The sequence below is a fragment of the Enterococcus devriesei genome (assembly GCF_001885905.1).
GTDB classification, from domain to species: domain Bacteria; phylum Bacillota; class Bacilli; order Lactobacillales; family Enterococcaceae; genus Enterococcus_A; species Enterococcus_A devriesei.
In genome coordinates this window covers 13,273-35,842 of record NZ_JXKM01000016.1, presented here as the reverse complement: position 1 = coordinate 35,842, position 22,570 = coordinate 13,273, and the positions used below count along the sequence as shown (strand labels likewise).

Below are 22,570 nucleotides of genomic sequence, written 5' to 3'. Positions count from 1 at the left end.
CTTCTAATGTGTACTTATATATTTTTCTAAATTAAACATTGATTCCTTCAATAAATTCTTCGTAATCGGAATGGGTAATAAATGTACCTTCTCTTTCGAATCCACAAATTCTACGATCTGATCGATGACTGCCTCGTCAGTGGGAAATAACTCCATTTGCTGCAATGACATTGGCAAATTCAGTTCCCGATAAAAAGGCAAAAGCGCCTCGATCTGTTCCCATTTTTCTTCAACTGCTAGTTGATAAAAAATACCATAGGCCACTTTTTCACCATGTAAATAGTTATGACTAGCGGGAAGATATTTACTCATGCCATCGTGCATCGCATGGGCGATCGCATTTCTAGCGTATTTATCGCCTAACCCACCAACTAATCCAGCAACTGCAAAAACGATTTCTGATAAATGAATAAATTCTTCAGTCGCAAGCCTCGCTTTCATATCACTAATGGCCTTGGCTGAATCATTTAGAATTGCTTCCTTACACAATACTGTCGTATAAGTCGCTACTTGTAAAAAGGGTTCGCAACGCAAATGATCTTGCTGTAAGATTGCATCCGATTCATACCATTTAGCTAACGTATCCGCGAGCCCAGCGACAAAATATTCTACCGGTGCATCTACAACCAGCTCCGGGTCTGTGATTAGAAAAGCTGCTTGCCGTAAAAAGTGCTCGGTCTTGCCTTCTGATTCACCAGTCTCTTTATACATTACTGAAAGTGGCGTCCACGGCGCACAGTTACTCGCTAGCGTTGGAATCACACCAAAATTGGTATCTAATCGATGCGCCGCATAGCCCACTAGGTCCGTCAGCTTTCCTCCACCGACCCCAATGATAAAATCAATCTGCTGTTCCTCAACATAATCAACAATTCGCTCCGCTCCATAGTAGCTGCACTCTCCAGTGTATTGTAGAAAGTGAAAATGGTACTCAGAAGCATCAAGGAAACTTAGATACGGCTTTGCTTTTTCAAAGGAAATCTGGCCATGAACGACTAAAATGTTTTTAGCTGAGAACTCTTTCAAAACATCTGGTACAAATTCGATTGCGCCAACATGATAGCGATAAAATTGTGGGCCAACTTTGACCTTTAAATCTGTTAACATTGCTTTCCCCCTTTCACAAATCCTAAAACTTACTCTTTCTTAACTGAAAGATTTGCTATATGGCTGAACTGCTCGCTCAGGAATTTTTCCAGTAACGACATCCTCAACATCTCGCAGACATTTAGCGCCCATTTCTTGTAAGCATTCCATTGTATATGCCGAAGTATGCGGTGTCATTACGACATTGGTGAAAGTTAAATACGGATGATCTCGCCGGCCTGGCTCTTCTTCCAAGACATCCGTCGCAAGTCCCGCGATTTTTCCTGATTCCAATCCTTTGACAGCCGCTGCTTCATTGATTAAGGCACCTCGTGCACTGTTAGAAATGTAGACATTGTCTTTCATTTGGTCGATTTCTTCTGTTGAGATCATGTGATAATTTTCATCGTTCAAGCTGGCGCATAGACAAATGATGTCCGCTTCTTTTAATAGCTGAGGTAGATCGACTTTTTTCGCGCCATAGCTTTCAATGTGTAACGCTGACTTATACGGATCATAAGCTAATACATTACAGCGGAACCCATTACGCAATGTTTCTACCACGCAGCTTCCGGTATTTCCCACGCCAATGACACCAACGGTTTTATTGAACAATGTTCGGCCAACAAAATTTGCTCGGTCCTCCCAGTTGTCATTCTTCACACTCAAATCAGCTTCAACTGTTTTCCTTAAAAGGGCTAATAAATTGGTAATATTATTTTCTGCTACTGCGTCTCGTTCTACTAAAGCTGGGATAATCGAAACTAGGGTATCATGTGCTTGTGCTGCCTCAATATCAATATTGTTATAGCCGATACCATGTCTAGTAATTAAAATAAGTTCATCCTTATGATCAAAAAATTCCTTCGTGAAAAATGGTGTGACACTTGCAATAACGATATTGTAGCCTTGCAACAGCTCGGCTAATTCCTTTCCGCCGATCTCCCCATCAACTGTAAATGAATTCACCTCACCAATTTGCTTTAGTCGATCCAACTGATCATGAAAAATTTTGCCGAAACTACTTGAATTCACAATCGCAATTTTGTATTTTTCCATTTTATAAACTCCTTTTAAACTTCCTTACCCATCCATACGCAACGAATTTTCTTCTACGTTACAACTACGCTGTTTTCTTCTTTTAGAGTCATTCCTTTCTTCAAAATCCTAAAAACTGACAAAACATTTCAGGAAACCGATTTCTGATAACGCATTCAACTATCTGTCTTTATTATACAAAAAAATATTTTTTTGTAAATAGAAAAAATAAAAAATATTTTTGTTGATTTATTTTTGATTACCTAGTATCTTATGGGTATCACTTACTTTGCAAAGGAGTTGTAGAAATGTCTAGCCCGATTAATTTACAGATTAAGTCGCTGTATGAGGACTTCAGTCCTAAAGAGCAGGCCATTGCCACCTACATATTAGAAAATCCAGACAAAGTTGCTCACAGTTCAATCAGCGATCTCTCCACCGAGCTAGGAATTGCCGATTCAACTTTTTTTCAATTTACTAAAACGCTAGGATATAGTGGGTTCAAAGATTTTAAGTTGGCTTTATTGAAACAGGAGAATGATTTGTCTGCCGTTACGATCCACGAGAATGTTCAAAAAGACGATTCTGTTTTAGTGATGGCTGAAAAAGTTTTTGATTCAAATATGAAAACATTAACGGATACGAGGAAACTTTTAAAGGAAGCGGATTTAAATAAAGCGATCAAGCTGATCTCCGAATCTAGAAGACTTTATTTTTTTGGTGTCGGCGGCTCTGAGATTGTCGCTACAGATGCCTATCATAAGTTTTTACGCTCTCCTATTCCGGTAGGACACAGTACGGACTATCATATTCAGTTGATGGAAGCCTCTTTGCTAACACAAGCAGATTGCGCGATTTTGATCTCCCATTCGGGAAAGTCCAAAGAGACGATCCACATCGCGGAAGCAGCTAAGAAAGCCGGAGCTAAAATAATCGTAGTAACTAGTCAAGCAAATTCACCATTAGCAAAATTAGGGGATGTCGTTTTTATCTCGATCTCGGAAGAAATTGAATTTCGCTCTGAAGCACTTGCCTCGCGAATCGCGCAATTAAGTATTATTGATTCACTTTTCGTCATACTGATGTTTAATAATCGCGAACAGGCTCAAGATACAATCGCTAAAGTCCGAAGCGTCATCTTAGAAATAAAGGAAAAATAAAACCCTCACCTCCGAATTAGTTGAAAATACTATTTAGAGGTATTTTTTTCATAACTTTCTTCATAGCTTAAGTTTACCTGCTTTCATTGTGTCAACCGACTAAGCAACTAAAAAGATCATTTCTATTTTTTTAACATTCATAAGGAAATAGAAAAAATTCCTGATGGATTACTTCGTTTAGTAATCCATCAGGAATCTTTTTATAAAACTATGGTATCGCAATCGCTAATACGCGCTGGCTTGTCCTTCATTAAAAATTATTCTTTGCAAAAGGCCGTTTCACGATCCAATAAATAAGGTCGATAGTACGCCAAGACATCATTTAACGGTAGAATTTCTTCTCTAAGCTTGATACCCAGCACCTGTTTTAAATACGTTCGTCTGCGAACCATTCGCTCCCAGACTTCTGGATACTCAGTTTCTAACGCATAACGCAATTCACTATCGGCAATCGCCACGCCATCCTCACAGCTGGCCCCACCGTAGCCCGCTACTCTCGGTATAATATCAATTTGAAAGAGCTGTCCGCTTTTGATTTCAGCGTTGCCATTTTCTGAAAACGGTGATGACATCCATTCTTCATCCGCGACAAAATGACCTGGATTCAATTCCCAATGATAGTCGGCTTGAGGCAAGGCCGTTTCAATCTCTTCATAAAGTTTCCCGGCTGCCATTCCAATATGAATTTTTTCTAGCCACGTACAAAAAGCAGAATAGTACGGTTTCGCTACCTTCTCTTCATAATCCGACACGGCCTCCGGCAAGTCTGACTTACTTTCGGCAACATACGCCGCACGACTTGATAGTCCGCCTTTATAACCGACAGAAGTCGAAAAAGTCTCTCCCAACTCAACTTGTTTATTCCTTGGATACAACGTCGCATTCGTAAAACGAGTACCAGTCGCGCAAATGGTTGTGATTGTATTCGGCTGACCAAATTGTGCCAAGTTACCTGCCAATTCTAATTCGGTTTTTCCCAGCTCAACGCTATTCATCGTATTTAAGATGCCCCTACCCGCTAACGTTGCGCCATATTCGTAATGAGCAATCTCATTCGCGTTATTAATCGTACGAATTCCATTATTCGCTCCAATCAATAAATCAGCACCATTAATTAACCCTGCTTCATCATTAATCACCTGCTTTAAGCTATCAACGATAAAATAAGGCAAATCAAATAATTTATAATTCTCTTCAACGGCTGAGGTGAAATTTTTCCAGCCAATCACTGCTACCTTTTGTCCTTTCTCAATTCCAGCTTCTGTCAAATAATCTTTGAAAGGAGCATCATCCTCCATTGGCTGATTGGGTAGAGAAAAGAATGGAACATGAATCAATTGGGTTTCCAATCTAGCATGTTGTACCATCTTTGTATTTTCATTACCCAGTAATAAAAAGGCCTGCCCATTTTGATGAATAACTAAAAGAGCTTCTTCAAACCGTGAGATAAATCCAGTGAAGTATTCGAAGTTCGATCCATGTTCTCGATCCCCATAAATCACTACCGTATCAATTTCCTTTTCCTCCATCGCCACGAGTAAAGCCTTTTTTCGTTTAGCCATCGTTTCATCTGATAACTCAACAGGAACGACATTCTTTGTAAATTCTGGCTGCACAATTTTCTTGGTAATTATTCGCATAATTTCTCTCCTTTTACATAGTTCTTCAACAATATCTGTACTTTCTAACAGTAAACTATCTTTTAACACATAGTAACACGAATACCAACATTTAGTAACTTTTTTTAACAACTGTCCAGAGTTTAAATTAAAAAAACATTATCCAGCACTTCTTGGATAATGTTTTGACTGCCAGCGATTATTTCTAATAACAAAAGATTAATCGGTTAGACTACTAAAATATTTCCTTCCGACTCATGATCGTTTGCAAGAAAATCAAAGATCTCTAAATAATCCGTGATCACTATATCAAAATCATAAATGGAACCAATACCATATAAATAATCATGGTCAATTTTACTTCGGTCGAAAACCAAAATTTTCTTTTTGCTTCTTGCCATCACCGCTTGTTTCGTAAAGGCATCCTCTTCACTATGCAAACTCACTCGACCATTGGAATCCACGGCTTCTGCACCGATAACGCAATAATCAAACGATAAATGATTCATATAATTTTGTGTTTCCATTCCTAAAAAACCGCCGGATAATTCTCTGTATTTGCCTGGAACTGAATGCAAACTTAAATTTTCAACCTTTGAAAGATGATTCATGACTAGTAACGAATTGGTGTAATAATTACAGCCAATCTTCTGCGTGAGTTCTAACGCAACATGAAGAACCGTCGTGCCTGTCTCCAAAAAGACCGAACTGCCATCACTAATTTCTTCCGCAGCCCTTTGACCGATCCGTTTTTTTTCGTTGACGAATAAATCCGACTTGACAGAGATCGGATACTCCAAAATATTGGAATCCTTATACATCGCTCCGCCATGAAAAAGTTGAACCACCCCACGGGCTTCTAATTCCTTGAAGTCTCTGCCCACTGTCATTTTAGAGATGCCAAACTCTTCAGCGATTTCAGCGCTGGTGATGCTGCCTTTTATTTTTACTTTTTCGGCGATCCATTCTTGCCGTTGTCTTTGATTCAACGTAGGTTCCTCCTCAACGCTTTACACTAAAATTTATTTTAACACGGTCAGCCGCTCATGTAATCTTTTTAAGTGATTCATTCAGAAGAAACTAAATTTCAAGCAATCAGTATTTTTTTAATACTTTATTTACTTCATTATAGGATCTATACATCGCTTTTTTTGAACCTGCTTGAAAGACATTGCAAAAAGACTGCACGAGTTTAACTCGTACAGTCTTTTAGTTAACTATAGCGTTCTTTCATTTGAGTTTTTCGCTGTTTACTGCGAATCCATTTATCTATTTCTGTAATTAATAGAATCAACATCCCGGCTAAAATAGTAATTCCCCATTCAATAAAACTCATTGACTCGGTATGAAACGCTTGCTGCATAAACGGCACGTAAGTTAACAATAGTTGCAGCATGACCATTATACCAATGATCAAAAAAGCTGGTTTATTACTGAAAAATTCTTTTGATAATGCGAATTTAGTCGTTCGAATATTAAACAAATAGAAAATTTTACTAATAACGATAATATTCACCATCATTGTACTTGCAGTGGTTTTGTCTAAGCCTTGATTCAACAACCAATCATGTGCAATCAAACTAATTAACGCTATAAGAATCGACACATATGCCATTTGAAAAATATCATGTTTGTTCATCAAACGACTACCTGTCTTTTGCGGCGCTTGTTCCATAATCTTTTCTTCCGCCGGCTCAAAGATAAAAGCGAATTGAATCGTGATAGCCGAAACCATATTGATCCATAAAAGCTGTGTCGCCTGTAATGGCATATCTTGCTGCATCAGAATTGTAAAGGCAATAATCAATCCTTCCGCAAAGGAGGTCGGTAGTAAAAAAAGGATACTCTTTTTAATATTGTCATAGATTCGACGGCCTTCACGAATGGCGATGGACATCGTTGCAAAATGATCGTTCGTTAAGATCATGTCGGCAGAGTCTTTGGCTACATCGGTTCCTTCAATCCCCATAGCCACACCGATATCCGCCCGCTTCAAAGCAGGTGCATCATTGACCCCATCACCAGTCATAGCAGTGACTTTATCATTAGCCTGAAGAGCCTCGATAATTTCAAGCTTGTTTCTAGGCGTCGTCCGAGCGAACACTTGATGGGAGATAGCTGCTTTCTTCTTTTCACTTTGAGACAGCTGATCCCATTCTTGACCAGTGATGACACGAATTTCTGGTGCCAAACTAAGCTTTTCTCCGATTGTTTTGGCAGTCAGCGGATGATCTCCTGTGATCATTTTTACTTCGACTCCTGCTTTACGCATGTCTTTCAGCGATTCAATTACTTCTTCACGTGGTGGATCAATAATTCCAGCTAAGCCAACCAGCTCGATTCCCTCAAATAGAATTTCATGGCTAATTTCTGTTAGTTCACTGGAAACCTCCTTGTAGCCTACTGCTACTACACGTTTGCCAGCTGCCGATAATTTTCTTACCGTTTGCGTCCATTTCTTTTCTGCAACTTTAGCCATCGGAAATAACTTATCCGGAGATCCTTTAATAAAGATCAATTGTTTGCCTGTTGCATCCTTAACCAGTTTCGCCATATAGCGATAGTCTGAATCAAAGGGCAGCATATCAACTTCTTCGTATGGTGATTCATGTTCCTCACCATAATATTTACGGTACAAAGTCAAGAATGATCCGTCAGTCGGCTCACCATTGATTCCCCAACGGCCATCTTCCTTGGTTAATAGCGTGTCATTCGCCTGAAAACCTGCTTCCAAAAATAATTCAAGCTTTTCAGAGCCCGCAATCTCCTGGCCCTTTTCTAAAATTTCGCCTCGTGGTTCATACCCATTTCCACTAACTTCATAATGGTGATCTGCTAGAAAAATATCCTTTACAGTCATTTCATTTTTAGTTAATGTCCCGGTCTTGTCTGTAGCGATCACATCGACTGATCCCAATGTCTCGACTGCTGGCAGTGATTTGACGATCGTGTGTTTGTTCTTCGCCATATCGCTGACACCCATGGCTAAAATAACAGAAGTCGTAGCGGGTAGCCCTTCCGGTATCGAGCCGACAATCATCGTTACGATTGCTAATGATAGGACAGACAAGGAATAGGTCTCAAGCAAAAGGCCTAAGCCAAATAAGAGAACAGCAGCTCCAATCACAACATAGGAAACGCCTTTCCCTAAGCCGTCGATTTGCTGCATTAAAGGCGACTTTCGTTTTTTTACTTGAACAACTTCCGCGGAGATTTGTCCGATTTGAGTCTGTTCGGCGGTAGCTGTCACAACTCCTACTCCGCTCCCATTAGTAACGGAAGTAGAAGCAAAACTTCGGTTAATCTGTTCAGCCAAAGGAACAGCCTTTTCCGGTAAATCCTCTGCTATCTTTTCAATGGAATCTGCTTCACCAGTCAAAGAAGCTTCTTGAATTCGTAAATTATCACTGTCAACGATACGCAAATCAGCAGGTACTTTATCCCCAGCTTCTAAGAAAACAACATCTCCGACAACTAAGTCCTCTGTAGGAATATCTATTCGCTGCCCCTCACGATAAACAGTCGCTTCAACAGCCAACATCTCTCTAATTTTTTCTAAGGCATCTGAAGCATTGGCTTCTTGGTAATAACCGATCAACGCATTGATCACTACCACCAGTCCAATAATTATCGCATCTGAATAATGCCCCATTAAAATGGTCAATAGCGCCGCAACTAGCAAAATGTAGATAATCATATTGTGAAATTGTCGGATAAACAGCCGCCACTTTGAAACTTTTTTGGTTTCTAACTTATTTGGACCATTTTCTGCTAAACGTCTCTGGGCTTCGCTGTTAGTCAGCCCTTGCTCGAAATCTTTGTTTGGATAATCTTCCCTCAATTGTTCGATACTCTGATAATGATCTTCCTGCATTCGTTCTCTTCTCCTTATTTTTACCTACGCTAAAAAAGCACCTTGTGTATACAACGCACCAAAATAAGCTATTCTCTTTGAAAATAAGGAATCTTCTGCTTTAATAACGACGTCTCACCGGCGTCAGGGTCCATGCGCCACTCACCTCCATTACTTGTTAAGTCAAAAATAGCAAACAGGTGTTTACAAGTCAAATAACTAGAGTTTCTTTAATAAAAATGCTAAAAAAACTTAACATAAAAAAGGACCTCATTTACTCGAGGTCCTTTTGATGTTAGAAAATTTATTTTGTTAAGCTCAATATGCTAGTAGATCAAAAATCAGACAGATTAGTTTTCACCCTAATCTTTTTAAACCAACACTCAATTTACCATTACTTCCGATACATCTTAAATTCCAAATACAAATCATTATAAATCCCCAAATACTTCGGTCCTAAATCTTTATAGACTTCTAGATGACTGATCGTTTGATCGTCAGGATAGAATTGTTTGTCACCAGAGATACTTTTCGGCAGCATTGCCAAAGCTTTTTTATTTGGGGTCGAATAGCCGATGTATTCAGCATTTTGTTTGGCGTTTTCTGGTTTTAGCATAAAGTTAATAAAGTCGTATGCCCCCGTTTGATTCTTCGAAGTCTTAGGGATCACGATATTATCAAACCAGAGGTTAGAACCTTCCGGTGGGATCACATAGTGCAAGTGCTTATTTTCTGACATCATATCGGCCGCTTCGCCGGAGAAGGTCACCGCTACCGCACTTTCTTCGTTTGCCATATACATCTTAATTTCATCAGCGACAATCGCTTTGACATTGGGAGTTAAGCTGCTTAATTTGTTGATAGCTTGATTTAATTGAGGCATCTTTTTACTATTAATAGAATAACCTAGTGTGGTCAAAGATAGCCCCATCACTTCCCGCGCACCATCAATCAGCATAATATTATTTTTTAATTCAGGCCGCCACAGGTCTTCCCAATGTTTGATCTTGTCACCGGAAACAAACTTATCATTATAAACGATTCCTAATGTGCCCCAGAAATAGGGAATCGAGTATTGATTGTTCTGGTCAAAATCCAAATTTAGAAAACGCGGATCAATATTTTCTAAGCCGTGAATCTTTGTGTGATCCAATGGCAGCAATAATTTTTCTTTTTTCATTTTTTGGATCATGTATTCACTGGGGATCGCGATGTCATAGTCGGTCCCGCCTTGCTTGATCTTAGCTTCCATCGCTTCATTTGAGTCAAAGGTTTCGTAATTGACTTTATAGCCGTATTCTTTTTCAAATTGCTTGATCAAATCGGGATCGATGTAATCGCCCCAATTATAGATGTTCAACACTTTAGAACCCGCGTTAGACGAATGATTCAAACGCACCACGACGAAGGTCAACAATAAAATGATGGCGACGACACCAATAATAAAGGACTGCAGCTTTCTCATTTAAGTACCGCCACCTCCTCAAATTCTCGTTTTCGTTTTCGTGCCTTTTTCGACGTATCGCGACTGATAAAGTAATAGCCCACGACTAATAATAAAGAGAAAATAAACACAAGGGTCGATAAGGCGTTGATTTCTAAGCTGATTCCTTGTCGTGCCCGCGAATAGATTTCCACGGATAGTGTTGTGAAGCCATTCCCGGTCACAAAGAAGGTCACAGCAAAATCATCAAGTGAATAAGTAAAGGCCATGAAATAACCTGCAATGATTCCCGGTGTTAAAAAGGGCAAGATGATATTGCTTAACACTTGAAAATTATTAGCCCCTAAATCTCGTGCCGCATCGATCATTGAATCATTCATTTCCTTTAGCTTCGGTAAGACCATCAACACGACGATCGGAATACTAAAGGCGACATGGGACAGCAAGACACTGACAAAGCCCAGCTGGAAGTTTTTCAAGACGCTTCCTAGCATGGTGAACAAAATCAAAAAGCTGGCACCGATAATAACGTCTGGCGACACCATTAAAATATTATTTAATCCTAATAACACATTCCGTGAATTGCGTTTTCTCGTATAATAAATCCCCATCGCGCCAAAAGTTCCAATCACAGTCGCTAGTAAAGCTGATAAAAAAGCTAAGACAAATGTTTGCACGACGATACTAATTAAACGACGATCTGAAAACAAATTCTGATAGTGTTCCCAGGTGAAGCCGGTGAAGGAACTCATATTTCCACCTTGATTAAAGGAATAAAAAATCAAATAGAAAATCGGAATATACAATAAGACAAACACAAAAATCAAATAAATAGTTGACCAAGAAAACTTGCTTCTTCTCATTTTACCCGGCCTCCTTTTCTTTTCTCACCTGTCAGCATCATCACGATGAACATCGCGACAATCAAGATCACACCAATCGTTGAACCCATTCCCCAGTCTTGAGTCACTAAGAAATGCTCCTCAATCGCTGTCCCTAATGTAATCACTCGATTCCCACCGATTAAACGAGTCAACATGAATAAAGAAAGCGACGGGATGAAGACAGCCTGTACGCCACTTTTTACTCCGTTCAATGACAGCGGAAAGATCACGCGACGAAACGTATCAACATTATTCGCTCCAAGATCACGACTGGCGCTAATCAACGAAGGATTGATTTCTTCTAATGCGTTAAAAATCGGCATGATCATAAACGGCAGCTCGATGTAAGCCGCGACAAACATAAAACTAAAGTCGGTGAACAAAAGCTGCTTTTGTCCGATCCCAATGAAGCTTAAAAAATCATTGACTGATCCATTGGCACTAAAGATTCCGATAAAGGCATAGGCTTTCAATAGTAAATTGATCCACGTTGGTAAAACGACTAATAGCAATAATAATTGCCGATGCTTTAATTTTGCTAAAAAATAAGCCGTGGGATAACTAATCAAAAGTGTCATCAAGGTAATCAAGAAAGCAAACAGTACCGAATTGACCGTCATCATCAAATAGGTTTTAGAAGTTAGATACGTATGGTAATTGGCTAGAGTAAAATGACCATTCATATCAAAGAAAGATTGATAAACAATCAAAATCACCGGCGCGATAACAAAAAATAGCAGCCAGAAAAAATAAGGGATAGAGTAAAAACGACGCATATTTTTCATTAAATACTCCCCTTTCTAATCCTCATAGCTGTCTAAACGCGCTTCGAAATCTTCTTCACTTTCATTGAAACGCATGACGTGGATATCTTCTGGTTCAAAGTACAAGCCGACCTTGCTGCCTTTTTTGGCTTTTTTAGTCGAATGCACCATCCACTCGTTGCCATCCGCATCAATACAGTTCATTTCATAATGCACGCCACGGAACAATTGCGTATCAACAGTCACAACTAGTTTGCCGTGTTCAGGTGTCGTTAAGCTTAAATCTTCCGGACGTAAAACCACTTCGACCGGTTCATTGGGACGCATCCCGCCATCGACACATTCAAACGTCTTACCGACAAACTTCACTAGATTATCTTCAACCATCTCACCGGCAACGATATTACTTTCGCCAACAAAATCCGCCACAAAATGATTGATCGGTTCATCATAAATATCGACGGGTGTCCCACTTTGCACGATCTTACCTTTATTCATTACAAAGATTTCATCACTCATCGCTAAAGCTTCTTCTTGGTCGTGGGTCACGAAAATAAACGTAATCCCCAAACGTTTTTGAAGTGCTCGTAATTCATATTGCATATCTGTCCGTAGTTTTAAATCTAACGCAGACAAGGGTTCATCTAATAATAAAATTTTTGGTTCATTGACAATGGCACGGGCAATTGCCACCCGTTGCCGCTGACCACCAGACATTTCGGTGATCTCGCGATTTTCATAGCCAGGTAATTGAACTAGCTTCAAGGCTTCTAAAACTTTTTTCTCGATATCCTTTTTAGACATTTTTTTGATTTTCAATCCGAAAGCGACATTATCAAAAACATTCATATGAGGAAACAAGGCATAGTCTTGAAAGACGGTATTGACTTGGCGTTTATTCGCAGGGATATCATTCATCCGTTTCCCCTCAAAAAAAATATCGCCCTCACTAACATCTGTGAAACCGGCAATGATTCTTAAAATCGTTGTTTTCCCACAGCCTGAAGGTCCTAATAACGTATAAAAACGCCCTTCCTCAATATCAAAATTTATTTTTTTCAATACCGGATCATCTTCGTCGTATTGTTTGACGACATCTTTAAAAGAAATAATTGTGTTTGCCATGACTTCACGTCCTTCTTCTATAAATAGGATTCTGTTGCGACGATCAACACTTTACTGATCCCCGCCGCTTGGTTTTGCAGCCGGTGGGGTTTGCTGGCCTCATAATAAATACTTTCCCCTTTTTCTGCTTGATACAAAGTTTCGCCAAATTGCAAAGCGACTTTTCCTTCCAAGACATAAATAAACGTTTCAGAGAGTGATGGAGTAAATTGTTTATACTGGCCTTTTTTATCTAAGGTTAATAAAATCGGCTCCATCTCTTTTTCATTAGATTCAGGAATCAACCACTTAATATGATAGCCGTGTTCTTCATCACTGTAAAAAGTTGTGTCCTCATCTTTATAAACGATTTTTCGTTCACCCGTTTTTTGCTTGAAAAATTCTGCAGGAGTGATGCCTAAAACTTCTAAAATATCAAAAAAAGTCTCCATTGAAGGAGAGCTTAGGTCACGTTCTAATTGAGAGATGTATCCCTTGGATAGATCTGTTCGTTCGCCTAACTCTTCTTGTGTTAAATTTTTTTGAATTCGTAAATTACGCAGCTTCTCGCCGATCTCCATGGCCGTCACCTCTGATTGTTTTTATAAAATAAGTTTTCTATTAGTAAACTTATTGTTTAATAGCACCTTTTCTAGTATACGAAGTTTTATCTAAAAATCAAGCATTTTGAAAGATTTTTCTTTTGCGCTTTTCATGGAAAATTAGGAAGAAAAGAAGTTTGCTTTTTCTTTCATTTCCGCTAAGATATATAGTAACCGAATTGTCTGCTGTTTTTTTAAATCATTAGCGATAATTCGACCTTGAAAAACGTAGTACTATTAATAGTTGAGGATTCCTAACTTTTGAATTCCCCACATTTTATGATGACTGATTGAATTGTTTTTTAATTTTAGGAGGGATAGTATGGCTGAATACCGCCGTTTACGAGTGTTAAATGATGAGACCGTTCACACTGAAATAGAAACCTTTGCGAAACCTGAAATTGATGAAGGCGAAGTTTTAATTGCTGTTCGCTATTCTGGCATCAATTATAAGGATGCCCTAGCAACAAAAGCCAATACAGGCGTGCTCCGTGATTATCCGATGACACCGGGGATCGATCTTGCCGGGAAAATTTTGACTTCAAATGACCCCAATCTTCAACCAGGTGATTCCGTTTTAGTTACCGGCTATGGCTTAGGTGCGAAACAAGATGGCGGTTTAAGTCAGCTGCAAGTCGTGCCAGCTGCCTGGTGTGTGAAAATCCCTGCAGGTCTGGATGAAAAACAAGTAATGACCTTTGGAACCGCCGGCTTCACCGCTGCTCTTGCCGTGGATGCTTTGCAGAAGCATGGATTGACTGCGGATAGTCGTGTCCTTGTCACTGGGGCAACCGGTGGTGTTGGCAGCTTTGCCATTCACTTTCTAAAACAAATCGGCTGCAAAGAAATCATCGCTTTAAGTCGCAAAGAAGATCAAAAAGATTATTTGACCAAATTGGGGGCGACCTCTATTGTCTCGCCAGCCGAATTATTTCCAGAAAAAAATCGTCCGTTAAATAAACAGCTCACTGATTTTGTCGTAGATACGGTCGGGGGTGACACATTAGCCAAAGTTTTACCTTTCGTTAATTATGGTGGCAGCTTAGCTTTATGTGGAAATGCCGGTGGAATCAAGTTAACGACAACGGTCTTGCCTTTTATTTTGCGAGGTGTTAATTTATTAGGCATCGACTCAGTGGAAGCTTCCATGAGCCAACGACAAAAGCTTTGGCAAAAAATGGCTGATGAATGGACTTTACCAGCAGGCATAGCCGTTCAAGAAATCACGTTAGAACAAGTTCCCGCTATCGCGGATGCCTTATTAGCTGGCAAACATGTCGGTCGAACCATTGTTGATTTAGAAGTTTAGTCAGCGTTGATTGAAAAGTTAGACGAGTTATATGTTTAAAAGAAGTGAATTCTTTATTAGGAACTATATAAACTAGGAGGAAATCAAGTATGAGAATTCTCATTACTTCCGGGGGAACATCTGAAAAAATCGACGATGTACGAGCCATCACGAATCATTCCAGCGGCAAACTAGGTAAAGCAATCGCCAAAACCTTCGCTGCTGACGGTGCAACGATCGATCTGATCACAACCCGGCAGGCGGTCAAAGTCGAAGATGAGAACATCCATCCTCACTATATTGAAACAACCGCAGATTTAGAACGAATGTTAAAAGCGTTAATGTCCGAAAATAATTATGACGCAGTTATCCATAGTATGGCAGTCAGTGATTTTACACCAGAAAGCTCCGTCACGCTGGAAGATTTAGAAACAGCCTTCGCCAAGCAGCCAAGCGATTTGCCAGCAGAACTGGCCAAGCTTGAAGCGCAGCGGACTGAGAAAAAAATTTCTTCTGACACTGATCATTTAGTGATCGTTTTGAAGAAGAATCCTAAAATCATTTCATTGATCAAACAATTACAGCCGGACACGATCTTAGTTGGCTTTAAGTTGTTGGTAGATGTACCGATGATCGAATTATTGAATGTAGCGAAAAAAAGTCTCGAAAAAAATCATGCTGATTTTATTTTAGCCAATGACTTAACAGAAATTTACGGTGAAAAACATCACGGTTATCTAATCAACCAGCAGCAAAAAGTCAAAGAGGCCCATACCAAAACGGAGATCGCTGAATTAATCAAAAAAGAAGTCTTGGAGTTGGAGGAAAAGAAATGAAAACTATTTTATTAGGCGTCAGCGGTAGTATCTCTGCTTATAAAGCAGCTGACATCACTAACCAGTTAACTAAAATGGGGTATAAAGTAGATGTGATCATGACCAAAAGCAGTACTGAATTTATTACTCCTTTAACGATTCAATCCCTCTCCCATCGGCGGGTTCATCTTGATGTGATGGAAGAACCAGATGCGGCCTTGATCAACCATATCGCTTTAGCCAAAACGGCCGATTTGTTTTTAGTTGCTCCGGCTTCTGCCAACACCGTTGGAAAACTGGCTAATGGTATCGCTGATGATCTATTGTCGACCGTTGCTTTAGCCCTGTTGCCTGAAACACCCAAAATCATCGCGCCGGCAATGAATACGTATATGTATCAAAACCCGATCGTCCAACGCAACTTAACGACCTTGAAAGAAGTTGGTTACCAAGAAATCGAACCGCGAGAAGCCCTGCTGGCTTGCGGAGATTACGGCCGCGGTGCGTTAGCGAACGTTTCAGATATTATTCATGCTGTAAATACGACATTAAAGGAGTAACTAATGAAAGACCAAAATGTTAAAAGCTTTACTTTGACTGCCATGTTTTTAGCCATCATGATTATTTTAGCGGTGACCCCTTTAGGTTTTATTCCCATCGGGCCAATCAACGCTACCACCATGCACATTCCGGTGATCATCGCCTCGATTATTTTAGGTCCACGGATTGGCGCTGGACTAGGTGCCGTCTTCGGCGTAATCAGCTTGGCTCGTGCCACGGTTGTAATCACACCGATGTCCTTTGTCTTTTCGCCTTTTATCGCCAATCCATTGACGAATCACGGCGACTGGCGGGCTGTTATCGTCGCTATTATTCCTCGAATTTTGATTGGAGTCATTCCTTACTTTGTTTATAAAGGATTGCATCATTTCATGAAAGAAAAGGCCCGACCCGTTAGTCTATTCATCGCTGGCTTAGCGGGGTCTATGACAAACACGATCTTAGTCATGAACTTGATTTTCTTTTTCTTTAAAGACAGCTATGCCGACGTATTACAAGTAACTGCCAACGCCGTCTACGGTGTCATCTTAGGCATTATTTTCGGCAGCGGCTTGGTTGAAGCCATCGTCGCCGGCATCGCAACGATGGGAGTCTGTGCCGTATTATTACGTTTAATGAAAAAATAAAAAAATGCTTGCTAGAAGTTGTTTCAGCTTTCTAGCAAGCATTTTTTATTTAGGCTCTTCGCCAATGATCCGGACTTCGGTTTCTAAAGTTACATCAAATTTTTCTTTGATCGTTTTTTGGATATGAGCAATTAATTCAATATAATCGGTCGCTGTCGCATTGTTGATATTGACAATGAAGCCCGCGTGTTTCTCAGAAATTTGCGCGCCGCCCCAAACTAAGCCTTGCAAGTCCGCATCTTGAATTAATTTTCCAGTGAAATGACCCACTGGCCGTTTGAAGACACTGCCGCATGATGGATATTCCAAGGGCTGCTTCAACTGACGCAATTCAGTCAGCTCTTTCATCCGTTTTTCGATTTGAACCGTGTCGCCAGCCATTAATTTAAAACGAGCGGTTAAAACGATAGCTGGTTGTTCTTGGACCGTTGAGTGACGATAAGCAAAATGCATATCACTGTTGCTCCATGTTTCGATGGTGCCATCGGCTAATAAAATATCCGCTGACTCAAAAACATCTTGCAGTTGTCCGTCATACGCGCCGGCGTTCATAAAGACCGCACCGCCGATACTTCCAGGAATCCCACAGGCAAATTCGAAGCCGGTCAAGGAATGATCCAACGCCACATAAGTGGTATCGATTAATTTCGCTCCGGCTTGCGCCGTAATTACATTCTCTTCGACCCGAATCGTGGTCATTTCTGTTAGCATGATCACTACACCACGAATACCGCCATCTCTGACGATCAAATTGCTGGCATTGCCTAACACAATCCACGGAATAGCCTGTTCACGACAATAATCCACTAATGCCTTTACATCATCATTGTCTTTGGGAAATGCTAGAGCGTCCACGGGACCGCCGGTTTTTGTAAAGGTATAATTCATTAAAGGTTCATCCAAAAGGATTTTCAAATTAGGTAAAGCCTTCGTTAATTCCATTGTTTTCACTTTGATAAGCCCTTCTCCTTCGATACGGATAAATTTTTCAAACATCTTTGCTATTTTAGCACGTGGTAAAAAATCTTACCACCCCTTATAGTTGGTGGCGAATATGCTGACGCAACATTTGGGCACATAATTCATGACTAAGCAAAACATTTTCTTGACGCAAATCGACAGCCTTCCCCTGCAAAGTCGCAATAAATGTTTGGACTAGTTGTTGGAAGCCGCGTTTTTCTAAAGTTGTGGTCCAATCGCCAAAGCGGTGTACTTCTTCTATTTGTCCCCGTTTGATCTTTAGATCAGTTAGCTGCTCCAAAACCATCGTTTGTTCCGGCGAGCTGACTTGATAGCGTTCCAGCTTACCGCCGCTCATCAGATCCATCGACAAAATACATTCAGTTGTGGCCGTGGAAAGCTGCATTTGCGCATAGACCATCTGCCCTTTTTCTTCACGAAGCTTAGAATGAACACTCATGATCTCATCATCCAGTAAGTACACCGCTGTATCCACTAAATGAATAAATAAATCATAGATTCCATATTGCGAATCCATCCCATGACTCGGCTCATTTTTTTGCAACTGGATTACTCGTTTTTCTGGCAACTGTTTCAACTGCTCGACCATTGGTGCAAACCGGCGATTAAAACCTACCATGAATAACAGTTCTTTTTCTTTAGCTAAGTCATCCAATGCTTGAACTTCTTGATAATTTTCACTAACTGGTTTATCCATGAAAACTGCTACACCGGCCTCCAAACATTTTTTTGCCAGCTCAAAATGAACCTTTGTCGCCGCATGAATAAAACAAGCGGTGATTTTTTCCGCTAAAAGCTCGTCAATGGTAACAACTGTTTTGGCAAAACTGTATTCATCCGCAATTTTTTTGCGCGTCGCTTCATTTCGCGTAGCAAAAATAAATTCTGCCTGATCACGCATTTTCGCGTAGGTTGGTAAGTAGGCTTTTTGGGCGATACCCCCGATGCCGATAACTCCGATTTTCATAGTTAAGACTCCTTTTTGATCGTTTTTTTTGATGAAATGCTAGACCGGCAACTTTGCTTTATTGCCTTTTTTCGTTACAATTAACTCATCTCAAATGTTACGGAGGAATGGATAATGAAATTAATTTCTTGGAACGTCAACGGCTTGCGAGCCGTGATGAAAAAGAATTTTATGGAAGACTTCAATAAGTTGGACGCTGATTTTTTCTGTCTACAAGAAACTAAACTGCAAGCTGGTCAAATCGAAATGGATCTACCCGGCTATTATGAGTATTGGAATTATGCCGAGAAAAAAGGCTACTCTGGTACGGCCATTTTTACCAAGCACGAACCGCTGAATGTGACCTATGGTTTAGGCATCGAAGAACACGATCAAGAAGGCCGCCTGATCACGCTGGAATACCCCGAATATTTTGTTATCACTTGTTATACGCCAAATTCGCAAAATGAATTGAAACGACTAGACTATCGGATGACTTGGGAAGAAGCCTTCCTAAATTATCTCAATGGCCTAAAGGAAAAGAAACCGGTGATCTTCTGTGGTGATTTGAATGTCGCCCATGAAAATATCGATTTAAAAAATTGGAAGACCAATCAGAAAAATGCCGGCTTCACTCCGCAAGAACGTGAAAAATTCAGTATCTTATTAGAGAATGGCTATATTGATACCTTCCGTCACTTCTATCCCGATCAAGCAGGCATTTATTCTTGGTGGAGCTACCGCTTCAATGCCCGCAAAAACAATGCCGGATGGCGGATCGACTATTTTGTCGTTTCCGAAGATTTGAAAGACAAGTTGCAAGACGCAAAAATCCATACAGAAATCTTTGGCAGCGATCATTGTCCCGTTGAATTAGACATTAATCTTTAAAAAGAGTAAAGCTGGTCCATTAAAACGGACACAAAGAAAAAAATGTGTTAAAACATTGGCGAAGAGGTGAATCAATTGAATTTTATCGCAATGGACTTTGAAACAGCGACTTACGAGGCACATAGCGCCTGCTCGTTAGCTTTGGTTATGGTAAAAAATAGTCAAATCGTCGGCGAATACTATTCGTTGATCAAACCTGAGACAGACTTCTTCTGGAAAAATATCCAAATTCACGGAATTCATCCCGAAGACGTGGCTGAAGCGCCGAAATTCCCAGATGTATGGCAAGAAATTAAACAATACTATCAAGAAAACCGCTTGATTGTCGCTCATAACGCTGGCTTTGATACGAAAGTTTTAGCAGGCTGCCTTGATTACTATCGCATTCAGCAGCCATCCTATCTTTCCCTCTGTACCGTGCGGACAAGCCGTAAGCTATTTCCAGAGATGCCTAATCATCGTTTGAACACGGTCTGTGACGAATTGGCGATCCCTTTGGAACATCACCACGATGCGTTGGAAGATAGCCGCGCCTGTGCGAAGATCCTGCTTTATCAAGAAGATCATTTTGGGGTCGATCCTTTAAAAAAATTAGTTTTACCGATGTGATAAAACGAAGACTGTTCTCGATGAACAGTCTTTTTTTAGTTGATCAGTTTACTCATTAATAAAACATCCAAGAACGCTCCTTGCGCGTCTCGTGCCCCTCGTTGCATGATTGCTTCCATCTCAAAACCAAATTTTTGGTACAAGTGGATCGCTCGTTCATTTCTTTTTTGCACGGTCAATTCTAATCGAGCTAACGGCGAAACAGTTTCGCACCAATAGATCACCTCATCCAATAATGCAGAGCCTAAACCAATGCCCCAAAATTCTTTTAAGACACTGATCCCTAGTTCGCCAATATGAGAGACCGTAAATTCTGGTGCTGCTTTAACAGAAGCCATTCCGACAATCTTTTCATCCGCTAACGCTACTAACAATAGATTATTTTCACTTTCGTAGAGATCAGCTAACTGCAGACTCAATAATTCTTCGCTAAGTCCCAGCCCCGCTTCATCCATGATCAAAAAATCCGTCTCCTCCGCGATTTGGCGGCTGACTTGTAATATTTCTTTTGCGTCCACGGGAATCGCTTCACGTAAAGTAATCTCTACTTCACTCATTTTTCTTCCCACGCTTCCATGATGCGCACTTGAAAGTTTTTCGCCGCTGTTCCATGAGGTGTTAATTCGACTCGGCGCAGATTCTCATCCTGTTCATCCTTGGAAAGAACCAACTCCAAATAATCCTCTGGCACGTATTCCCCTAGTTGTCGGCCCCACTCGATTACCGAAAGCCCATCGCCCTCAAAATAATCATCTAAACCGAGATCGTCCGCTCCCCCTTCGATTCGATACACGTCCATATGATAAAGCGGTAAACGCCCTTGCTGATATTCGCGAATGATTGTATACGTCGGACTCTTGATCATTTGATCGATCCCTAGACCTAAAGCGATCCCCTTCGTCAAGGTCGTTTTTCCCGCTCCAAGATCGCCGGTCAAGACTAAATTATCGCTAGGCTCAGCCGCCGCGCCAATGATCTTTCCTAATTCTTCAGTTGCTGCTGTATCTATTAACGTTATCACGCTGATTCCCCTCTTTTCTACACCCATCAGTATACCGATTTGTGAGCTGCGAGAAAAGGAAAAGATGCTTTTTAACTGATCCGGAACAACCAGAAAAAGGCAAGAATCCTAAAATGGATTCTTGCCTTACTGTTTGTTCTATTTAATGAATAAAGCTTAGTTCATCAATGTTTGAGCTGCAGTAATAATAGATAATTTGTAAACATCTTCTTCGTTTGAACCACGAGAAAGGTCAGAGATTGGTTTGTTCAAGCCTTGCAAGATTGGTCCAATAGCTTCAAAGCCACCGAAGCGTTGTGCAATTTTGTAGCCGATGTTTCCTGATTGTAATTCTGGGAAAACGAAGACTGTCGCTTGTCCAGCTACTTTTGATTCAGGTGCTTTTAATTGTGCCACACCAGGAATATAAGCTGCATCAAACTGTAATTCACCATCGATTAAATAATCAGGAGCTAATTCTTGTGCGATTTTGGTTGCTTCTGCTACTTTATCCACTTCAGGTGCTTTGGCAGAGCCTTTAGTTGAAAAGCTCATCATAGCAACTTTAGGGTCGATATCGAATAGTTCAGCGGTTTTTGCTGATTCGACAGCGATTTCTGCTAATTCTTGCGCATTTGGATTCACATTGATGGCACAGTCAGAGAATAAGTATTTCTCTTGGTCACGGCCGCGAACCATTAAGAAAGCGCCACTTGTCCGGCTAATGCCAGGTTTGGTTTTAATGATTTGTAACGCTGGACGGACAGTATCCCCGGTTGAGTGGATCGCACCAGAAACCATACCATCAGTGATGCCCATGTAGGTCAGCATTGTGCCGAAGTAATTTTCATCTTTAAGAATTTTTTCAGCATCTTCTTTGGTTACTTTACCTTTACGACGTTCAACAAACGCTTCCACCATTTCATCCCAACGATCAAAATGATCTGGATCAATAATCGTAAAATTGCCTAAAGCGATTCCACGAGCGTTCGCAGCTTTTTCAATTTCATCCACGTTTCCGATCAATATTGGTTCCACTAGTTCCTCAGCTCTTAGACGTGAAGCTGCTCCTAAAATCCGTGCGTCCGTTGCTTCAGGAAATGCCACTTTAATGTTACGGCGAATAATCTTAAATTTTAAACTATCAAATAGATCCACGATAAAACCCTCCAGAAATTTATTTCTTACTTATCATACAACAATTCACAAGAAAAGAAAAGGACAGAATAAAACATCTGTACTACTAATTAGAATCCAATAAACTTGAATGAAGAACCTTTTCACAATCTGTCTCTATAA

General features: G+C 40.4%; 22 protein-coding genes. 7 read left to right on the top strand and 15 right to left on the bottom strand.

What is annotated here, in order from left to right; all coding sequences use genetic code 11:
• Window positions 1-3 precede the first annotated feature (3 nt).
• Together RV00_RS14725 and RV00_RS14720 are read right to left on the bottom strand one after the other, a co-directional pair.
• Window positions 4-1,107 carry an iron-containing alcohol dehydrogenase family protein gene (locus RV00_RS14725; protein WP_071863317.1) on the bottom strand — a complete coding sequence of 368 codons (1,104 nt, stop codon included), beginning with the start codon at window positions 1,105-1,107 and terminating at the stop codon, window positions 4-6.
• Between the two features lie 39 nt (window positions 1,108-1,146).
• Window positions 1,147-2,145, bottom strand: a complete 999-nt coding sequence (locus tag RV00_RS14720) for a D-isomer specific 2-hydroxyacid dehydrogenase family protein (protein ID WP_071863316.1) — start codon at window positions 2,143-2,145, stop codon at window positions 1,147-1,149.
• A 287-nt stretch (window positions 2,146-2,432) separates the two neighbouring features.
• Between RV00_RS14720 and RV00_RS14715 the strand changes: the two genes are divergently transcribed.
• Window positions 2,433-3,284, top strand: coding sequence for a MurR/RpiR family transcriptional regulator (locus RV00_RS14715; protein ID WP_071863315.1), 852 nt, complete (start codon window positions 2,433-2,435; stop codon window positions 3,282-3,284).
• Between the two features lie 257 nt (window positions 3,285-3,541).
• Here RV00_RS14715 and RV00_RS14710 read toward each other — a convergent pair whose 3' ends face one another.
• The 8 genes from RV00_RS14710 to RV00_RS14675 form a co-directional block, all read right to left on the bottom strand.
• Window positions 3,542-4,924 carry a M24 family metallopeptidase gene (locus RV00_RS14710; protein WP_071863314.1) on the bottom strand — a complete coding sequence of 461 codons (1,383 nt, stop codon included), beginning with the start codon at window positions 4,922-4,924 and terminating at the stop codon, window positions 3,542-3,544.
• Between the two features lie 206 nt (window positions 4,925-5,130).
• A complete protein-coding gene (locus RV00_RS14705; protein WP_071863313.1) occupies window positions 5,131-5,892 on the bottom strand; it encodes a DeoR/GlpR family DNA-binding transcription regulator in 762 nt (253 codons plus the stop codon).
• Between the two features lie 224 nt (window positions 5,893-6,116).
• The gene (locus tag RV00_RS14700; RefSeq protein WP_071863312.1) at window positions 6,117-8,777 is read right to left on the bottom strand and encodes an HAD-IC family P-type ATPase; all 2,661 of its coding nucleotides are present in this window, start codon (window positions 8,775-8,777) and stop codon (window positions 6,117-6,119) included.
• A 373-nt stretch (window positions 8,778-9,150) separates the two neighbouring features.
• Window positions 9,151-10,221 (bottom strand): ABC transporter substrate-binding protein, encoded by a 1,071-nt coding sequence (locus RV00_RS14695; RefSeq protein ID WP_071863311.1) that lies wholly within the window; start codon window positions 10,219-10,221, stop codon window positions 9,151-9,153.
• Window positions 10,218-11,063, bottom strand: a complete 846-nt coding sequence (locus RV00_RS14690; RefSeq protein ID WP_071863310.1) for an ABC transporter permease — start codon at window positions 11,061-11,063, stop codon at window positions 10,218-10,220. The genes RV00_RS14695 and RV00_RS14690 overlap by 4 nt, the downstream gene beginning before the upstream one ends.
• Entirely contained in the window at window positions 11,060-11,869 is an 810-nt protein-coding gene (locus RV00_RS14685; RefSeq protein ID WP_071863309.1) for an ABC transporter permease, read from the bottom strand. Before RV00_RS14685 ends, RV00_RS14690 begins: the two co-directional genes overlap by 4 nt.
• 15 nt (window positions 11,870-11,884) lie before the next feature.
• The gene (locus RV00_RS14680; RefSeq protein ID WP_071863308.1) at window positions 11,885-12,973 is read right to left on the bottom strand and encodes an ABC transporter ATP-binding protein; all 1,089 of its coding nucleotides are present in this window, start codon (window positions 12,971-12,973) and stop codon (window positions 11,885-11,887) included.
• 17 nt (window positions 12,974-12,990) lie between these two features.
• Entirely contained in the window at window positions 12,991-13,533 is a 543-nt protein-coding gene (locus tag RV00_RS14675; RefSeq protein WP_071863307.1) for a helix-turn-helix domain-containing protein, read from the bottom strand.
• A gap of 343 nt (window positions 13,534-13,876) precedes the next feature.
• Between RV00_RS14675 and RV00_RS14670 the strand changes: the two genes are divergently transcribed.
• From RV00_RS14670 to RV00_RS16170, 4 genes are all read left to right on the top strand, one after another.
• Window positions 13,877-14,863, top strand: coding sequence for a YhdH/YhfP family quinone oxidoreductase (locus RV00_RS14670; protein ID WP_071863306.1), 987 nt, complete (start codon window positions 13,877-13,879; stop codon window positions 14,861-14,863).
• An 89-nt stretch (window positions 14,864-14,952) separates the two neighbouring features.
• Window positions 14,953-15,678 (top strand): phosphopantothenate--cysteine ligase, encoded by a 726-nt coding sequence (locus RV00_RS14665; RefSeq protein WP_071863305.1) that lies wholly within the window; start codon window positions 14,953-14,955, stop codon window positions 15,676-15,678.
• Entirely contained in the window at window positions 15,675-16,217 is a 543-nt protein-coding gene (coaC, locus tag RV00_RS16175; protein WP_084133314.1) for a phosphopantothenoylcysteine decarboxylase, read from the top strand. Before RV00_RS14665 ends, coaC begins: the two co-directional genes overlap by 4 nt.
• 3 nt (window positions 16,218-16,220) lie before the next feature.
• Entirely contained in the window at window positions 16,221-16,844 is a 624-nt protein-coding gene (locus RV00_RS16170) for an ECF transporter S component (protein WP_084133313.1), read from the top strand.
• 45 nt (window positions 16,845-16,889) lie between these two features.
• Here RV00_RS16170 and murB read toward each other — a convergent pair whose 3' ends face one another.
• Window positions 16,890-17,786, bottom strand: a complete 897-nt coding sequence (gene murB, locus RV00_RS14655; RefSeq protein WP_071863330.1) for a UDP-N-acetylmuramate dehydrogenase — start codon at window positions 17,784-17,786, stop codon at window positions 16,890-16,892.
• Window positions 17,787-17,880: 94 nt separating this feature from the next.
• Complete coding sequence (locus tag RV00_RS14650) at window positions 17,881-18,792, bottom strand: Gfo/Idh/MocA family protein (RefSeq protein WP_071863304.1); 912 nt, start codon at window positions 18,790-18,792, stop codon at window positions 17,881-17,883.
• 114 nt (window positions 18,793-18,906) lie between these two features.
• On the opposite strand from RV00_RS14650, the gene RV00_RS14645 reads away from it, so the two are divergent.
• Together RV00_RS14645 and RV00_RS14640 are read left to right on the top strand one after the other, a co-directional pair.
• On the top strand, window positions 18,907-19,662 hold the full coding sequence (locus tag RV00_RS14645) for an exodeoxyribonuclease III (protein WP_071863303.1): 756 nt from the start codon (window positions 18,907-18,909) through the stop codon (window positions 19,660-19,662).
• A gap of 75 nt (window positions 19,663-19,737) precedes the next feature.
• Entirely contained in the window at window positions 19,738-20,271 is a 534-nt protein-coding gene (locus RV00_RS14640; protein ID WP_071863302.1) for a 3'-5' exonuclease, read from the top strand.
• A gap of 35 nt (window positions 20,272-20,306) precedes the next feature.
• On the opposite strand, the gene RV00_RS14635 is transcribed toward RV00_RS14640, so the two are convergent.
• From RV00_RS14635 to pta, 3 genes are all read right to left on the bottom strand, one after another.
• Window positions 20,307-20,828 (bottom strand): GNAT family N-acetyltransferase, encoded by a 522-nt coding sequence (locus RV00_RS14635; RefSeq protein WP_071863301.1) that lies wholly within the window; start codon window positions 20,826-20,828, stop codon window positions 20,307-20,309.
• Entirely contained in the window at window positions 20,825-21,292 is a 468-nt protein-coding gene (tsaE, locus tag RV00_RS14630; RefSeq protein ID WP_071863300.1) for a tRNA (adenosine(37)-N6)-threonylcarbamoyltransferase complex ATPase subunit type 1 TsaE, read from the bottom strand. The genes RV00_RS14635 and tsaE overlap by 4 nt, the downstream gene beginning before the upstream one ends.
• Before the next feature lie 156 nt (window positions 21,293-21,448).
• Window positions 21,449-22,429 (bottom strand): phosphate acetyltransferase, encoded by a 981-nt coding sequence (gene pta / locus RV00_RS14625; protein WP_071863299.1) that lies wholly within the window; start codon window positions 22,427-22,429, stop codon window positions 21,449-21,451.
• Window positions 22,430-22,570: the final 141 nt, after the last annotated feature.

Excerpts from the sequence above, each read along its gene's own strand:
- RV00_RS14725 (WP_071863317.1), bottom strand. The coding sequence starts at position 1,107 with ATGTTAACAGATTTAAAGGTCAAAGTTGGCCCACAATTTTATCGCTAT.
- RV00_RS14720 (WP_071863316.1), bottom strand. The coding sequence starts at position 2,145 with ATGGAAAAATACAAAATTGCGATTGTGAATTCAAGTAGTTTCGGCAAA.
- RV00_RS14715 (WP_071863315.1), top strand. The coding sequence starts at position 2,433 with ATGTCTAGCCCGATTAATTTACAGATTAAGTCGCTGTATGAGGACTTC.
- RV00_RS14710 (WP_071863314.1), bottom strand. The coding sequence starts at position 4,924 with ATGCGAATAATTACCAAGAAAATTGTGCAGCCAGAATTTACAAAGAAT.
- RV00_RS14700 (WP_071863312.1), bottom strand. The coding sequence starts at position 8,777 with ATGCAGGAAGATCATTATCAGAGTATCGAACAATTGAGGGAAGATTAT.
- RV00_RS14695 (WP_071863311.1), bottom strand. The coding sequence starts at position 10,221 with ATGAGAAAGCTGCAGTCCTTTATTATTGGTGTCGTCGCCATCATTTTA.
- RV00_RS14690 (WP_071863310.1), bottom strand. The coding sequence starts at position 11,063 with ATGAGAAGAAGCAAGTTTTCTTGGTCAACTATTTATTTGATTTTTGTG.
- RV00_RS14685 (WP_071863309.1), bottom strand. The coding sequence starts at position 11,869 with ATGAAAAATATGCGTCGTTTTTACTCTATCCCTTATTTTTTCTGGCTG.
- RV00_RS14680 (WP_071863308.1), bottom strand. The coding sequence starts at position 12,973 with ATGGCAAACACAATTATTTCTTTTAAAGATGTCGTCAAACAATACGAC.
- RV00_RS14675 (WP_071863307.1), bottom strand. The coding sequence starts at position 13,533 with ATGGAGATCGGCGAGAAGCTGCGTAATTTACGAATTCAAAAAAATTTA.
- RV00_RS14670 (WP_071863306.1), top strand. The coding sequence starts at position 13,877 with ATGGCTGAATACCGCCGTTTACGAGTGTTAAATGATGAGACCGTTCAC.
- RV00_RS14665 (WP_071863305.1), top strand. The coding sequence starts at position 14,953 with ATGAGAATTCTCATTACTTCCGGGGGAACATCTGAAAAAATCGACGAT.
- coaC (WP_084133314.1), top strand. The coding sequence starts at position 15,675 with ATGAAAACTATTTTATTAGGCGTCAGCGGTAGTATCTCTGCTTATAAA.
- RV00_RS16170 (WP_084133313.1), top strand. The coding sequence starts at position 16,221 with ATGAAAGACCAAAATGTTAAAAGCTTTACTTTGACTGCCATGTTTTTA.
- murB (WP_071863330.1), bottom strand. The coding sequence starts at position 17,786 with ATGGAATTAACGAAGGCTTTACCTAATTTGAAAATCCTTTTGGATGAA.
- RV00_RS14650 (WP_071863304.1), bottom strand. The coding sequence starts at position 18,792 with ATGAAAATCGGAGTTATCGGCATCGGGGGTATCGCCCAAAAAGCCTAC.
- RV00_RS14645 (WP_071863303.1), top strand. The coding sequence starts at position 18,907 with ATGAAATTAATTTCTTGGAACGTCAACGGCTTGCGAGCCGTGATGAAA.
- RV00_RS14635 (WP_071863301.1), bottom strand. The coding sequence starts at position 20,828 with ATGAGTGAAGTAGAGATTACTTTACGTGAAGCGATTCCCGTGGACGCA.